General features: G+C 59.2%; 14 protein-coding genes and 1 other annotated feature. Of the genes, 8 read left to right on the top strand and 6 right to left on the bottom strand.

All coding sequences use genetic code 11. The annotated features are described in order from the left end of the window. Positions 1–1,371, top strand: a complete 1,371-nt coding sequence (locus tag KPHS_20160) for an adenylosuccinate lyase (protein ID YP_005226316.1) — start codon at positions 1–3, stop codon at positions 1,369–1,371. A 54-nt stretch (positions 1,372–1,425) separates the two neighbouring features. Here the strand turns inward: KPHS_20160 and KPHS_20150 are convergent, their stop codons facing one another. Both KPHS_20150 and KPHS_20140 read right to left on the bottom strand, forming a co-directional pair. Further along, complete coding sequence (locus tag KPHS_20150) at positions 1,426–1,788, bottom strand: cupin domain-containing protein (RefSeq protein ID YP_005226315.1); 363 nt, start codon at positions 1,786–1,788, stop codon at positions 1,426–1,428. An 83-nt stretch (positions 1,789–1,871) separates the two neighbouring features. Beyond that, positions 1,872–2,678, bottom strand: a complete 807-nt coding sequence (locus KPHS_20140) for an AraC protein arabinose-binding/dimerization (RefSeq protein YP_005226314.1) — start codon at positions 2,676–2,678, stop codon at positions 1,872–1,874. A 283-nt stretch (positions 2,679–2,961) separates the two neighbouring features. Between KPHS_20140 and KPHS_20130 the strand changes: the two genes are divergently transcribed. The 3 genes from KPHS_20130 (at position 2,962) to KPHS_20110 (ending at position 6,306) form a co-directional block, all read left to right on the top strand. Further along, positions 2,962–3,633, top strand: coding sequence for a response regulator in two-component regulatory system with PhoQ (locus KPHS_20130; RefSeq protein YP_005226313.1), 672 nt, complete (start codon positions 2,962–2,964; stop codon positions 3,631–3,633). Beyond that, positions 3,633–5,099, top strand: coding sequence for a sensor protein PhoQ (locus KPHS_20120; RefSeq protein YP_005226312.1), 1,467 nt, complete (start codon positions 3,633–3,635; stop codon positions 5,097–5,099). Before KPHS_20130 ends, KPHS_20120 begins: the two co-directional genes overlap by 1 nt. A gap of 85 nt (positions 5,100–5,184) precedes the next feature. Beyond that, the gene (locus KPHS_20110) at positions 5,185–6,306 is read left to right on the top strand and encodes a cupin domain-containing protein (RefSeq protein ID YP_005226311.1); all 1,122 of its coding nucleotides are present in this window, start codon (positions 5,185–5,187) and stop codon (positions 6,304–6,306) included. A 139-nt stretch (positions 6,307–6,445) separates the two neighbouring features. Here the strand turns inward: KPHS_20110 and KPHS_20100 are convergent, their stop codons facing one another. Then, positions 6,446–7,678, bottom strand: coding sequence for a peptidase T (locus KPHS_20100; RefSeq protein YP_005226310.1), 1,233 nt, complete (start codon positions 7,676–7,678; stop codon positions 6,446–6,448). 258 nt (positions 7,679–7,936) lie between these two features. On the opposite strand from KPHS_20100, the gene KPHS_20090 reads away from it, so the two are divergent. Genes KPHS_20090 through KPHS_20060 form a run of 4 tightly spaced genes read left to right on the top strand, consistent with a single transcriptional unit; the run spans position 7,937 to position 11,739 of the window. Next, a complete protein-coding gene (locus tag KPHS_20090) occupies positions 7,937–9,073 on the top strand; it encodes a putrescine/spermidine ABC transporter ATPase (RefSeq protein ID YP_005226309.1) in 1,137 nt (378 codons plus the stop codon). Then, complete coding sequence (locus tag KPHS_20080; protein YP_005226308.1) at positions 9,057–9,914, top strand: spermidine/putrescine ABC transporter membrane protein; 858 nt, start codon at positions 9,057–9,059, stop codon at positions 9,912–9,914. The genes KPHS_20090 and KPHS_20080 overlap by 17 nt, the downstream gene beginning before the upstream one ends. Continuing rightward, complete coding sequence (locus KPHS_20070; RefSeq protein YP_005226307.1) at positions 9,911–10,696, top strand: spermidine/putrescine ABC transporter membrane protein; 786 nt, start codon at positions 9,911–9,913, stop codon at positions 10,694–10,696. Before KPHS_20080 ends, KPHS_20070 begins: the two co-directional genes overlap by 4 nt. Then, positions 10,693–11,739, top strand: a complete 1,047-nt coding sequence (locus KPHS_20060; RefSeq protein YP_005226306.1) for a spermidine/putrescine ABC transporter substrate-binding protein — start codon at positions 10,693–10,695, stop codon at positions 11,737–11,739. The genes KPHS_20070 and KPHS_20060 overlap by 4 nt, the downstream gene beginning before the upstream one ends. A gap of 45 nt (positions 11,740–11,784) precedes the next feature. Here KPHS_20060 and KPHS_20050 read toward each other — a convergent pair whose 3' ends face one another. The 3 genes from KPHS_20050 to KPHS_20030 form a co-directional block, all read right to left on the bottom strand. Further along, complete coding sequence (locus KPHS_20050; protein YP_005226305.1) at positions 11,785–13,509, bottom strand: aldehyde dehydrogenase; 1,725 nt, start codon at positions 13,507–13,509, stop codon at positions 11,785–11,787. Next, the gene (locus tag KPHS_20040) at positions 13,506–14,801 is read right to left on the bottom strand and encodes a crotonobetaine/carnitine-CoA ligase (RefSeq protein ID YP_005226304.1); all 1,296 of its coding nucleotides are present in this window, start codon (positions 14,799–14,801) and stop codon (positions 13,506–13,508) included. The genes KPHS_20050 and KPHS_20040 overlap by 4 nt, the downstream gene beginning before the upstream one ends. After that, positions 13,506–15,135 (bottom strand) — a sequence feature (potential frameshift: common BLAST hit: gi|238894165|ref|YP_002918899.1| crotonobetaine/carnitine-CoA ligase). Its footprint overlaps the gene before it by 1,296 nt. Then, complete coding sequence (locus KPHS_20030; RefSeq protein ID YP_005226303.1) at positions 14,782–15,135, bottom strand: crotonobetaine/carnitine-CoA ligase; 354 nt, start codon at positions 15,133–15,135, stop codon at positions 14,782–14,784. It overlaps the preceding feature by 354 nt. Before KPHS_20030 ends, KPHS_20040 begins: the two co-directional genes overlap by 20 nt. Positions 15,136–15,264: the final 129 nt, after the last annotated feature.

The following is a 15,264-nucleotide window of genomic DNA, read 5'->3' as shown; positions in this document are numbered from 1 at the left end:
ATGGAATTATCCTCACTGACCGCCGTTTCCCCTGTAGACGGCCGCTACGGCGATAAAGTCAGCGCGCTGCGCGGTATCTTCAGCGAATTCGGTTTGCTGAAATTCCGCGTTCAGGTGGAAGTACGTTGGCTGCAAAAACTGGCCGCCCACGCAGCGATCAAGGAAGTTCCTGCTTTTGCTGCCGACGCAAACGGTTTCCTTGATAAAATCGTCGCCGATTTCAGCGTTGAAGACGCGGAGCGCATCAAAACCATCGAGCGCACCACTAACCACGACGTGAAAGCGGTAGAGTATTTCCTGAAAGAAAAAGTCGCTGACATCGCCGAGCTGCACGCGGTATCAGAGTTTATTCACTTCGCCTGTACGTCTGAAGACATTAATAACCTCTCCCACGCGCTGATGCTGAAAACCGCCCGCGACGAAGTGGTTCTGCCTTACTGGCGCAAGCTGATTGACGCGGTAAAAGATCTGGCGACCCAGTACCGCGATGTGCCGCTGCTCTCCCGTACCCACGGCCAGCCGGCAACGCCGTCCACCATGGGTAAAGAGATGGCGAACGTCGCCTACCGTATGGAGCGGCAGTATCGTCAGCTGAACCAGGTGGAAATCCTCGGTAAAATCAACGGCGCGGTGGGTAACTACAACGCCCACATCGCCGCCTACCCGGAAGTCGACTGGCATCAGTTCAGCGAAGAGTTCGTTACCTCGCTGGGTATTCAGTGGAACCCGTACACCACGCAGATCGAGCCGCATGACTATATCGCTGAGCTGTTTGACTGCATCGCGCGCTTCAACACCATTCTGATCGACTTCGATCGCGACGTGTGGGGCTACATCGCGCTCAACCACTTCAAACAGAAGACCATCGCCGGGGAAATCGGCTCCTCCACCATGCCGCACAAGGTGAACCCGATTGACTTCGAAAACTCCGAAGGCAATCTCGGCCTGGCCAATGCGGTCATGCAGCACCTGGCCAGCAAACTGCCGGTTTCCCGCTGGCAGCGCGACCTGACCGACTCCACCGTTCTGCGTAACCTCGGCGTGGGCATCGGCTATGCGCTGATCGCCTATCAGTCCACCCTCAAAGGGATCAGCAAGCTGGAGCTGAACCAGGATCGCCTGCTGGACGAACTGGATCACAACTGGGAAGTACTGGCTGAGCCGATCCAGACCGTGATGCGTCGTTACGGTATCGAAAAACCGTACGAGAAGCTGAAAGAGCTGACCCGCGGCAAACGCGTGGACGCGGAAGGGATGAAGCAGTTTATTGACAGCCTCGCCCTGCCGGAAGAGGAAAAAGTGCGTCTCAAAGCGATGACCCCGGCCAACTATATCGGTCGGGCAACCACCATGGTTGACGAGCTGAAGTAATCGCCCTGCCCCTCTTTCCGCCGGAAAGAGGGGCGTTTTATCGCCGGAAAGGGATCAGATCCAAACGTCGTTCACCGCCGTCCGCTCGCCGCCCTCGTGGCCGGTATTCAACACCCCGCGCGGCTCAATCAGCATCAGCTTCGCTTCCGTCTCCGCCGAGGTCTTATGTTCCACCCCGCGCGGCACGACGATCATCTCCCCGGCCTTCACCAGCACATGCCCGTCGCGGAAGTCCACGCGCAATACCCCCTCCACCACCATCAATGTCTCATCGGTTTCCAGGTGGCTGTGCCAGATAAAGTCGCCGGCGATGCGCACGACCTTGAACTGATAGTCGTTCATTTCAGCCACCACTTTGGGCTGCCATTGTTCGCTGAACAGGGAAAATTTCTGAGCAAGATTAACGAGTTGATACATGGGCTGTCTCCTTGTGATAAAGGCAGTCAGCATAGTTCGCCTCGCCGCGGTCACGCTTGAACGATTGTGCAACCTGAACCGCGCTAGCCGCGGATCGCCCGCAGCCAGCGGCCCGGAGAGAGACCAAAGCGGCTGATAAACTGGCGCGTCATGTGGCTCTGATCGGCAAAGCCCGCGTCGGCGGCAATATCCACCAGACGTTCCCCGGCGCGCATCCGCTGGCGGCAAAAATCGAGCCGGCGCATCATGACGTAGCGCCACGGGCTGGTGCCGTACAGCGTTCTGAAATCCCGGCTCAGGCTCCAGCGGTCCCGGCCGCTGACCTGCGACAGGGTGTCGAGGGTCATATCCTGCATAAAACAGGCATGGATATACTCCCGGGCCCTCTCCGCCGCCTGATAATCAAACGCCTGGCGACGGGAACGTTGGCCGCCGACAACGGCCAGGGTCTGCGCCAGGTCGTACAGGGCGTCCTCTTCCTCCAGCGGCTCAAAGGTGTCCGTGACCGCTTTTAATAACGGCAGCGCGGCGCACCGCAGGCGCGGATCCGCCGACAGGCCGCCGGGAATAAACGGTAGTGGCCTGCCGCCGAGTATCTTCTGGATCAGCGCCGGTTCGATATAAACCATACGGTAGTGAAACCCCGCCTCGGTGCCCGCCTCGCCATCGTGTATTTCGTCCGGATGAAGCACCATCGTTCCGCCGGGCAGGCTGTGCTGGAGTCCGCCGCGATAGTGAAAGCTCTGCACGCCGGCGATCGTCTGGCCGATGGCGTAGGTATCATGCCGGTGCGGTTCGTAGCCGTGGCCGCCGAAGAAGGCTTCGATGCGTTCCGTCCGGCTGGGCGATTGCGCCAGCCTGACCCAGTCCGCGCTCTGCTGCTGAGACATAATGGATAACCTGCGACGTTCTTGAGGGGTTATTCCAGTACTATTACACAAAAAATTAACATCACCAACCCGCTCGCCGTTCGCATCCTGCCGCTGGGCGTTTACTGAAATTACGCATAGAATGAAGGAGTTCCATGCAGTATGCGCAAAGGGCGCCGCCGAATGCTGGCCAGCCCGGGGGCACCAGGGGCCCTTTTTATAAAAAGCTTTATTTAACAGCCGTTTATATTTTGCGTATATAATGAGCGTCAGACTACTATCGAAAATGCTAGGGAGAACAGCCATGCGCGTACTCGTGGTTGAGGATAATGCCCTGCTGCGTCACCACCTCAAAGTTCAGCTGCAGGAGCTGGGCCATCAGGTCGATGCGGCGGAAGATGCCAGGGAAGCGGACTACTATCTGGGCGAACATCTCCCGGATATCGCCATCGTCGATCTCGGCCTGCCGGATGAAGACGGTTTATCACTGATCCGCCGCTGGCGCAGCCACGACGTGTCGCTGCCGGTGCTGGTGCTGACCGCCCGCGAAGGATGGCAGGATAAAGTGGAAGTGCTGAGCGCCGGGGCGGATGATTACGTCACCAAGCCTTTCCATATTGAAGAGGTTGCCGCCCGCATGCAGGCGCTGCTGCGCCGTAACAGCGGTCTGGCCTCGCAGGTGATCTCCCTGCCGCCGTTCCAGGTCGACCTCTCCCGGCGCGAGCTGTCGGTGAATGACCAGCCGATCAAGCTGACCGCCTTTGAATACACCATTATGGAAACCCTGATCCGTAACCGCGGCAAAGTGGTCAGCAAAGATTCGCTGATGCTCCAGCTTTACCCGGATGCCGAACTGCGAGAAAGCCACACCATCGACGTGCTGATGGGTCGGCTGCGCAAGAAAATTCAGGCTGAATACCCACAGGACGTCATCACCACGGTGCGCGGCCAGGGCTATCTGTTCGAATTGCGCTGATGAAGGGACTGTTGCGGCATATCTTCCCGCTGTCATTACGGGTTCGCTTCCTGCTGGCGACCGCCGGGGTGGTGCTGGTGCTCTCCCTGGCCTACGGCATGGTGGCCCTGGTGGGCTATAGCGTTAGCTTCGATAAAACCACCTTTCGCCTGCTGCGCGGCGAGAGCAATCTCTTTTATATGCTGGCGAGATGGGAAAACGGCGCTATTGACGTCGACATCCCGGAAAACCTGAATATGGAAAGCCCGACGGTGACCCTTATCTACGATGAGCAGGGCAAACTGCTGTGGGCGCAGCGTGATGTTCCATGGCTGGCGAAACGCATTCAACCGGAATGGCTGAAACGCAATGGCTTCCATGAGATTGAAGCCGATGTCGACAGCAGCAGTATGCTGTTGCGCAATAACCATGAGATTCAGGAACAGCTGGACGCTATCCGCGAACAGGGCGACGACTCTGAGATGACCCACTCGGTGGCGATCAACCTCTACCCGGCCACCAGCAAAATGCCTCAGCTCAGCATTGTGGTGGTCGACACCATTCCGGTGGAGCTCAAGCGCAGCTATATGGTGTGGAGCTGGTTTGTCTATGTGCTGGCCGCCAACCTGCTGCTGGTGATCCCCCTGCTGTGGGTCGCCGCCTGGTGGAGCCTGCGGCCCATTGAGTCGCTGGCCAAAGAGGTGCGCGAACTGGAGGAACATCACCGCGAAAAGCTCAATCCCAACACCACTCGCGAGCTGACCCGGCTGGTCAGCAACCTCAACCGCCTGGTTCGCAGCGAGCGCGAACGCTATGACAAATACCGCACTACCCTCACCGATCTCACTCACAGTCTGAAAACGCCGCTGGCGGTGATGCAGAGTACACTGCGCTCGCTGCGCGGCGAGAAGATCAGCGTCGACGAGGCGGAGCCGGTGATGCTGGAGCAGATAAGCCGCATCTCGCAGCAGATTGGTTATTACCTGCATCGCGCCAGCATGCGCAGCGGCGGCACCCTCTTGAGCCGGGAATTACACCCGATCGCCCCCCTGCTTGACAGCCTGACTTCCGCTCTCAACAAGGTCTATCAGCGCAAAGGGGTCAATATCTCGCTCGACATCTCGCCGGAGATCACTTTTGTCGGCGAGCAGAACGATTTTATGGAAGTGATGGGTAACGTTCTTGATAACGCCTGTAAGTATTGCCTGGAGTTCGTGGAAGTTTCCGTGCGCCAGACCACCGACAGCCATCTGCACATCCTGGTGGAAGACGATGGGCCGGGGATCCCGCAGAGCCAGCGCCGGGCCGTTTTCGACCGCGGCCAGCGGGCTGATACCCTGCGTCCCGGCCAGGGGGTAGGGCTCTCCGTTGCGCGTGAAATTGTCGAACAATATGATGGAGAGATCATCGCCGGGGAAAGCCTGCTCGGCGGCGCCTGCATGGAGGTGGTGTTTGGCCGCCAGCAGATGGAAGATAAACAGAGTTAATCGTTGAGATTTTTCACGGCGCCTGCATCGCCAGGGCGCCGCATCCGTTATAATCCCTGTCAGACACCTGCAGTGGAATATCAATATGGATTATCAATTAACGCTTAACTGGCCCGACTTTATCGAACGCTACTGGCAAAAACGGCCGGTGGTATTGAAGCGCGGCTTCGCCAATTTTATCGACCCCCTAAGCCCGGACGAACTGGCAGGACTGGCCATGGAGAGCGAGGTCGATAGCCGCCTTGTCAGCCATCAGGATGGAAAATGGCAGGTCAGTCACGGTCCTTTCGAAAGCTACGATCACCTGAGCGAAAACAACTGGTCCCTGCTGGTGCAGGCGGTTAACCACTGGCATGAACCGTCCGCAGCGCTGATGCATCCGTTCCGTGCCCTGCCGGACTGGCGTATCGACGACCTGATGATCTCCTTCTCGGTGCCGGGAGGCGGCGTCGGCCCGCATCTGGATCAGTATGATGTGTTTATCATTCAGGGCACCGGCCGTCGGCGCTGGCGCGTTGGGGAAAAGGTGCCGATGAAACAGCACTGCCCGCATCCGGACCTGCTGCAGGTTGACCCCTTCGAGGCGATCATCGATGAAGAGATGGAGCCGGGCGATATTCTCTATATTCCGCCGGGATTCCCGCATGAGGGTTATTCGCTGGAAAACTCGCTTAACTATTCGGTCGGCTATCGCGCGCCGAATGCCCGCGAGCTGTTTAGCGGCTTTGCCGACTATGTCCTCCAGCGCGAACTGGGCAGCCAGCGCTACGCCGATCCGGACGTGCCGTCCCGCGACCATCCGGCGGATATTTTACCGACCGAACTCGACCGCCTGCGCGAGATGATGCTGGGTCTGATTAACCAACCGGAGCACTTTAAGCAGTGGTTCGGCGAGTTTATCACCCAGTCGCGTCATGAGCTCGACGTCGCGCCGCCGGAGCCGCCGTATCAGCCAGATGAGATTTACGATGCCCTGCAGCAGGGCGATACCCTGGAACGCCTGGGCGGCCTGCGGGTGCTGCGCATTGACGGCGAGGTATTCGTTAACGGCGAGAAGATCGACTCCCCGCACCGTCCGGCGCTGGACGCCTTAGCCACCCATCTGACGCTGCGCGCCGACCATTTTGGCGATGCGCTGGAAGATCCTTCTTTCCTCGCCATGCTGGCAGCGCTGGTCAACAGCGGCTATTGGTTCTTTGGCGACTGAGCCATCATCCTGCCCGGCGGCGCCGCGCTTGCCGGGCCTACGGGTTCCGCGCTCACCGGCTGGACCGTAGGCCGGATAAGGCGAAGCCGCCATCCGGCATCTTGTCCGACACGCGGCCTTACCGGGCCGCCTGAGAAGATTAATGCCCTTTGCGTGCCGCCGTCAGCTCGGCGATACGCACGATCACCTGCACCGCTTTCTCCATTCCTTCCAGGGTGACAAACTCATGTTTGCCGTGATAGTTGTAGCCACCGGTAAACAGGTTTGGGCACGGCAGTCCCATAAATGAGAGCTGCGCGCCGTCGGTGCCGCCGCGGATCGGCTTCATCTGCGGTTCAATATCGCAGTCCACCATCGCCTGGCGGGCAATATCGACCACGTGCGGATGGGCGATCACCTGCTCATGCATGTTGTAATAACTGTCCTCGATCACCAGCTCAATATAACAGTCCGGGTGCAGTCCCTTGCCGACCTTTTTGGCGATCTCCATCATCTTGCGCTTGCGCGCCTCGAAGTGCTTACGGTCAAAATCGCGGATGATGTAATGCATCTCGGCCCGATCGACGCTGCCTTTCATGCTGGTGAGGTGATAAAAACCTTCATAGCCTTCAGTGGTCTCCGGCGCTTCATCGGCCGGTACTTCGGCATGAATGCGCGCGGCCAGCGACAGCGCGTTGACCATCACCCCTTTCGCGGTGCCGGGGTGCACGTTATTACCGACAATTTTTATCGTCACCGAGGCGGCGTTGAAGTTTTCAAACTCCAGTTCGCCGACCCCGCCGCCGTCGACGGTATAGGCCCAGCGGGCGTCAAAGGCCTCGACGTCGAAATGCTTCGCCCCTTTACCCACCTCTTCATCAGGGGTGAAGGCCACGCGGATATCGCCATGAGGAATATTTTTCGCCTGCAGGGTCGCCAGCGCGGTCATAATTTCGGCAATGCCGGCTTTGTCGTCCGCCCCGAGCAGCGTTTTCCCGTCGGTGGTGATCAGCGTCTGTCCCAAAAGCTGATGCAGAACCGGGAACATCACCGGGGAGAGCACCTCATCGCCGATACCCAGCGCGATATCGCCGCCGCGATAGTTTTCAACAATCTGCGGATTAACGTTTTTACCACTGAAATCCGGGGAGGTGTCGACGTGGGAGATAAAACCGATGGCCGGGATATCGCCCTCAACGTTAGCGGGCAAAGTTCCCATTACCGTCCCTTTTTCACTCAGCGTTACCTTGACCAGTCCCATTTCTTCCAGCTGCGCCTGCAACAGGCGTAACAGCTTCCACTGCCCTTCCGTGCTGGGGACCTGACGAACGCCAGGCTTTGACTGCGTGTCCAAAGAAACGTACTGCAAAAAACGCTCAAGCAATTTATCCATGTAGCCACCCTCTTCTTTTGTGACAACATTATTCATAAGCCAGAAAAGACAAATATTGCGTCAGGTCATTTTTAGCCCGTAAAGCGAAATTTAATAACGGAACCGACGTTATGGTGTAAAGGTAGACTATGCGGGTGTATCAAGGATTGGCGATTACCCTCGTTTGCCGTAGAATGCTGGCCCTTATTAAAAACGTGCAACCCCAAAGGTGGTTAATCACAAACCCCGCAGCGGCCGGAAATTTGCCGTTGCGTCTACATGGGACAGAGTCAAAAATTGAATATACAACCGCGTTCGCGTTCGCCGCTGGTGCATCTGGCGGGAATTCGCAAGAGCTTTGATGGTAAAACGGTCATCGACAACCTTAACCTGACCATCAACAATGGTGAGTTTCTCACTCTGCTTGGCCCCTCTGGCTGCGGTAAAACCACCGTTCTGCGCCTTATTGCCGGCCTGGAAAACGTCGACAGCGGACGGATCCATCTCGAAGATCACGATATCACTCATGTTCCGGCGGAAAACCGCCACGTCAATACCGTATTCCAAAGCTACGCCCTGTTTCCGCATATGACGGTGTTCGAGAACGTCGCCTTTGGCCTGCGGATGCAGAAAACCCCGGCGGCGGAAATCACCCCACGGGTGATGGATGCCTTAAAGATGGTGCAGCTGGAGGCGTTTGCCCAGCGCAAACCACACCAGCTCTCCGGCGGCCAGCAGCAGCGCGTGGCCATCGCCCGCGCGGTGGTCAACAAACCGCGTCTGCTGCTGCTCGATGAGTCTCTTTCGGCACTGGATTACAAGCTGCGCAAGCAGATGCAGAACGAATTGAAAGCGCTGCAGCGTAAGCTCGGGATCACCTTCGTCTTCGTCACCCACGATCAGGAAGAGGCTCTGACCATGTCCGATCGCATCGTGGTGATGCGTGATGGCAAAATCGAACAGGACGGCACCCCGCGAGAGATCTACGAAGAGCCGAAGAACCTGTTTGTCGCCAGCTTTATCGGCGAGATCAATATCTTTGACGCCACGGTAATTGAACGTCTCGACGAACAGCGCGTGCGCGCCAGCGTTGAAGGACGGGAATGCAACATCACCGTCAATTTTGCCGTGGAGGCCGGCCAGCGTCTGCATGTCCTGCTGCGCCCGGAAGATCTGCGCGTCGACGAGATCCACCATAACAGCGACGCCGATGGCCTGATCGGCTATGTCCGCGAGCGCAACTATAAAGGCATGACTCTGGAGTCGGTGGTGGAACTGGAGAACGGCAAAATGGTGATGGTCAGCGAGTTCTTTAACGAAGACGACCCGGATTTCGACCACTCTCTTGACCAGAAAATGTCTATCAATTGGGTGGAAAGCTGGGAGGTGGTGCTGGCCGATGAAGAACACCAGTAAATTCCAGAATGTGGTGATCGCCACTATCGTCGGTTGGCTGGTGCTGTTTGTCTTCCTGCCCAACCTGATGATCATCGCCACCAGCTTTTTGACCCGCGACGATGCCAACTTCGTCAAACTGGTCTTCACGCTGGATAACTATTCGCGGCTACTGGATCCGCTCTATTATGACGTTCTGCTGCATTCGCTAAACATGGCGCTACTGGCGACCCTCGCCTGCCTGGCGCTGGGCTATCCGTTTGCGTGGTTCCTCGCCCGGCTGCCGCAGAAGGTACGGCCCCTGCTGCTGTTCCTGCTGATCGTCCCTTTTTGGACCAACTCGTTGATCCGCATCTACGGGCTGAAGATTTTCCTCAGCACTAAAGGTTACCTGAACGAGTTTCTGCTGTGGCTGGGGGTGATCGACACCCCGATACGCATTATGTTCACCCCCTCGGCGGTGATCATCGGCCTGGTGTACATCCTGCTGCCGTTTATGGTGATGCCGCTCTACTCCAGCATTGAGAAACTGGATCGCCCGCTGCTGGAAGCGGCGAAAGATCTCGGCGCCAGCAAGCTGCAGACCTTTATTCGCATTATCATCCCGCTGACTATGCCGGGGATCATCGCCGGCTGTCTGCTGGTGATGCTGCCGGCGATGGGGTTGTTCTACGTTTCCGACCTGATGGGCGGCGCCAAGAACCTGCTGATCGGCAACGTGATCAAAAGCCAGTTCCTCAATATCCGCGACTGGCCGTTCGGCGCGGCAACCAGCATTACCTTAACCCTGGTGATGGGCCTGATGCTGTTGATTTACTGGCGCGCGGCGCGCCTGCTGAATAAAAAGGTGGAGCTGGAATGATCGGTCGACTGCTGCGCGGCGGCTTTATGACCGCCATCTACGCGTATCTCTACATCCCTATTATTATTCTGATCGTTAACTCGTTTAACCGGTCGCGCTTCGGCATCAACTGGCAGGGGTTCACCACCGACTGGTATAGCCTGCTGATGAACAACGATAGCCTGCTGCAGGCCGCCCAGCACTCGCTGACCATGGCGGTGCTGTCGGCGACCTTCGCCACCCTTATCGGCTCGCTGACCGCCGTGGCGCTGTACCGTTACCGCTTTCGCGGCAAACCGTTTGTCAGCGGCATGCTGTTTGTGGTGATGATGTCGCCAGATATTGTGATGGCCATCTCTCTGCTGGTGCTGTTTATGCTGATCGGCGTCCAGCTTGGTTTCTGGTCGCTGCTGTTTTCGCATATCACCTTCTGCCTGCCGTTTGTGGTGGTCACCGTTTACTCCCGCCTGAAAGGCTTTGACGTGCGGATGCTGGAGGCGGCGAAAGATCTGGGCGCCAGCGAGATGACCATCCTGCGCAAAATTATCCTGCCGCTGGCCCTGCCGGCGGTAGCCGCTGGGTGGTTGCTGAGCTTCACCCTGTCGATGGATGACGTGGTAGTCTCCTCGTTCGTGACCGGTCCGGGGTATGAAATCCTGCCACTGAAGATCTATTCGATGGTCAAGGTTGGCGTTTCGCCAGAGGTGAACGCCCTGGCCACGATTTTGTTGGTTCTGTCGCTGGTGATGGTCATCGCCAGTCAGTTAATTGCACGTGATAAAACTCAGGGGACGTTAAAATGAAAAAATGGTCACGCCACCTGCTCGCGGCGAGCGCTCTGGCAATCGGCATGGGCGCTGCGCACGCGGACGATAGCAAAACGCTCTATTTCTATAACTGGACCGAGTATGTGCCGCCGGGCCTGCTGGAGCAGTTCACCAAAGAGACCGGCATCAAGGTTATCTATTCGACCTACGAGTCGAACGAAACCATGTACGCCAAGCTCAAAACCTATAAAGACGGCGCGTACGACCTGGTCGTCCCGTCGACCTACTTTGTCGACAAGATGCGCAAAGAAGGCATGCTGCAGAAGATCGATAAGAGCAAGCTGACTAACTTCAGCAACCTCGATCCGCAGATGCTGAATAAACCGTTCGATCCGAATAACGACTACTCCATCCCCTATATCTGGGGGGCGACGGCCATCGGCGTCAACAGCGAGGCGATTGACCCGAAAACTATCACCAGCTGGGCCGACCTGTGGAAGCCGGAATACAAAAGCAGCCTGCTGCTGACCGACGACGCGCGCGAAGTGTTCCAGATGGCGCTGCGTAAGCTGGGCTATTCCGGCAACACCACCGACCCGAAAGAGATTGAAGCCGCCTATAACGAGCTGAAAAAGCTGATGCCCAACGTCGCAGCGTTTAACTCTGATAACCCGGCGAACCCGTATATGGAAGGCGAAGTGAACCTCGGGATGGTATGGAACGGCTCGGCTTACGTCGCCCGCCAGGCAGGTACTCCGCTGGAAGTGATCTGGCCGAAAGAGGGCGGCATCTTCTGGATGGACAGCCTGTCGATCCCGGCGAACGCCAAAAACGTCGACGGCGCGCTGAAGCTGATTAACTTCCTGCTGCGCCCGGATGTCGCCAAACAGGTCGCTGAAACCATCGGTTATCCGACGCCGAACCTTGCGGCGCGCAAGATGCTCAGCCCGGCAGTGGCCAACGATAAATCGCTCTATCCGGACGCCGCAACCATTGAGAAAGGCGAATGGCAGAATGACGTCGGCAGCGCCAGCGCCATTTATGAAGAGTATTACCAGAAGCTGAAAGCGGGCCGTTAATCCCGCAGGGCGGAACCGCGGTTCCGCCTTTTTTTTGCTCTCACCTTAGCCCCGCAGCGCGCGCCAGAGGAGCGCCGGCAATTTGCGCCAGCGCGGCCGATGGTAAAAATCCACCAGCCGCTGCGCCACCGCTTCCTGCCCCCGGTGGGTGATGAACCAGGGCGGCAGGGGCATCAGCGTCAGTTCGCCATGCCAAAGACTACGCGGAAACGGCCGAAACGGCGCCTCAATCACCGTGCGCTCGGTTTTCTCCAGCATAAAGCTGTTATGCACCTTGCCCCGCCCGCTCTGAATATCGTCGAGCGTGTGGCCGGGAAACGCCCCCCACGGGCAAGGGGCTAACAGGAAGGCCACCCCGCTCCAGCAGTTGATCGCCACCGTGCCGTAGCGCAGCTCGGCAATCAGCGCATTAAAACGCTTACGTCCAATCGCTTTGCGGGTGCGCGGGTGGATCACAATATTGGCCCCCAGCGTGCCCTGCAGCCGCTGATTCGCATAGCCGATCGCCTGGCGCAGAAAGCTTTCCGCACTATCGGCCTCAAGACGGGTGACCGACAGCCCCGGGCCAAAGACCTCCTGCTGGCAGAACCCGGGATGATCGTCGGTATTCGCCACAATCAACGGTAGCGCGTCACCGCGGGCTATCTCCAGCGGCTGACGGGCGCGCAGGCGAAAGTCGGTCAGCCGGTTTTCAGCGCCGGGGTAGTAGTCCGGGCGGGTATTCGCGGCGATCAGTCGGTACAGCTGATTCAGCAAGGCCGTCGCAGGCTCCCAGCCTTGCTGCAGGATCAGCACCTGGCTGGCCACGCAGTTAAACCCGCCGTTGTTCATCTTCTGCGTCGCCAGCTGCTGCGCCTGAAAAGCGATGTCCGCCTCGCTCCACGGCCCGGGTACGATAATGGTGGGGCTGACGCCGCCCAGCTCCGAGGTCACCCGACGCGGGTTCAGCGGCGTCCCGGCGGCCCGACGCTGGCGAGCCGTCTCACCCTCGCCCCAGACGATGACGTCATGGGTCTCGCGGGAGCCAGTGATATGGATCTCATCGACAGCGGGATGGGTAGTCAGCCACGCTCCCGCCCGGGCGTCGCCGGTGACGATGCGGAGCGCATCCATGGCAATCACCGGCGCCAGGGCCTGGGCCAGCAGATCGTGCAGATAATCATTCACCGGATTGAGCTTCAGCAGGCAGACCTGATTCTCAATAAACAGCTTGTGTAGCACATCCAGTGGCGCAATCGAGGCCACATTGCCGGCGCCAAGCACCAGCGCCAGCTTGCCCTGCCGCGCGGCAGGCGGGATGTCGTATGCCCGCGCCGCATAGCGGTCGAGATGGGCCCGGGTGACGCCTGGCTGCATCCATATCTCAGCGCGAACACCAGACAGAAGCAGCCGATCCCAGAGCGTGCCGGGCACCACCCGCAGCGCCAGGCGGCCGTCCGCCAGCGTCCGCAGTGGGATCCGCCGCAGAAAGGTCTTCTCCTCCAGTTGCTCCAGGGTGGCGATAAGCCCGTTGCAGCCGACCATTTGCGCGCAGGGGCCCGCCAGCCACTCCTCCCCCGCCAGCGGATCGCCCGCCGGCAACCCTTTGGCCGCCGCTGCCGCGGCCACCCACGCCGGGGCAATGCCGGCCAGGGCATCCTTGATCTGGCGCAGGAGCGCCAGACGACGGTTCACTGAGGTTTCCGCCCAGCGCTGGCGCGCCGCCGACAAGGCGTGCAGGGCCGCATCATACTGAGAACAGGTCGTCAGACCGGGTCGCGCATGGCTCATTTTCCCTCACTCATTAAAATCTCTCCGTAGGCCTGGCGCAGCTGATTTTTGAGCACCTTACCCGTGGCGCTGACCGGCAGCGCATCGACAAATATCACCCGGTCCGGGATCTGCCATTTAGGCACCCGCTTCTCAAACCAGCTCAGCAGATCGGTCTCCTCCACTTCGCCCCCTTCCGCACGGACGCACAGCAGCACCGGCCGCTCGTCCCAGCGCGGATGGCGGGCGGCGATGGCCGCTGCGCTGCGCACCCCCGGATGCGCGATGGCGATATTCTCCAGCTCAACGGTGGAGATCCACTCGCCACCGGACTTGATAATATCCTTTGCCCGATCGCTGATCACCAGATAACCATTGGCGTCGAGCGTACCGATATCACCGGTATCAAACCAGCCTGCCGCGGTCAGGGCGCTCGCGTCCTGACCATAGTATTGCTCTACCACCCAGTGCCCTCTGACCTGCAGATACCCCTGGCTTTGACCATCCCGGGGCAACGGTTCGCCATCCACGTCCACCACCTGCAGTTCGATGCCGAAAATGGGCCGCCCCTGACCGGCGCACTGCTTTTGCTGCTCCTGTGCCGGGAGCGCGTCATGTTTGCTCAACGGTGTGTTGATGGTGCCGATGGGCGATGTTTCGGTCATTCCCCAGGCGTGGGTCAGTGCAATGCCGTAATCACGCTGAAAGGCCTCGGCCATCGACGGCGGCAGCGCGGAGCCGCCGACCAGCGCACGTTTAAATTCAGGCAGCCGGACCTCTGTCCGGCGCATCGCCGCCAGCAAGCCGGCCCAGATCACCGGCACGCCAAACCCCACCGTCACCTTCTCGGCGGCCAGCAGCTGCAGCAGGCTGTCGCCATCGAGGTGCGGCCCCGGCAGCACCAGCCGCGCGCCGACCATGGCGGCGATAAACGGCGTCCCCCACGCGTTGACATGGAACATCGGCACCACCGGCAACAGGCTGTCCTTCGCCGATATGCCGGCGGCGTCCGGCTGGTTGCCGCTCAGGGCGTGCAGGACCAGCGAACGATGGGTGTTCAATACCCCTTTCGGCCGGCCGGTGGTTCCCGAGGTGTAACAGAGCGAAGCCGGAGTCAGTTCATTGAGCTGCGGCCAGCGATAGTCTGCCATCCCCTGCTGCAACAGATCGTCATAAAACAGCAATGAGGGCAGCTGGCTGAGCGCCGCTTCGCTGCGGGACTCCATCAGCACGACGTGTTTCACCGTCGGCAGCTGCGGCAGCAGCTGCGCTACCAGCGGCAAAAAGGTCTGGTCAAAAAAACAGCACTTCATCGGCAGCGTCGTTGAGGATATACCGCAGATGGTCAACCGACAGCCGCGGATTGACGGTGTGCGTCACCCAGCCGCCGGAGGAGACGGCAAAATAGATCTCCAGATGGCGGCGGTTGTTCCATGCCAGCGTGGCGCAGCGGGCGCCCGGCGGCAGCCCCAGCGACGCCAGCGCCGATGCCAGCCGCTGAGCACGGCTGGCCACCTCCCCCCAGCAGCTGCGCTCCTTCTCACCGCCAGTACTCACCGAGACAATCTCGGTCTCGCTGTGATACTGCGCCGCATGGCCGAGCAGCGCGGCAGTGGTGAGATCCTGATAAATCATCGGTGACGGCATGGCGGGGTCTCCTTTACAGACGTCCGGCGGAATCGAGGGGCGCGGCGCGATCGTGCGGGCGCCTATTGAATCTGGTCTACATTTGCCGGTCTGCACAAAAAAACGTACAGAAATCAGCGGTCACGCACA

The organism is Klebsiella pneumoniae subsp. pneumoniae HS11286, from assembly GCF_000240185.1.
GTDB lineage: Bacteria > Pseudomonadota > Gammaproteobacteria > Enterobacterales > Enterobacteriaceae > Klebsiella > Klebsiella pneumoniae.
This window is presented reverse-complemented; position numbering and strand designations above follow the sequence as displayed.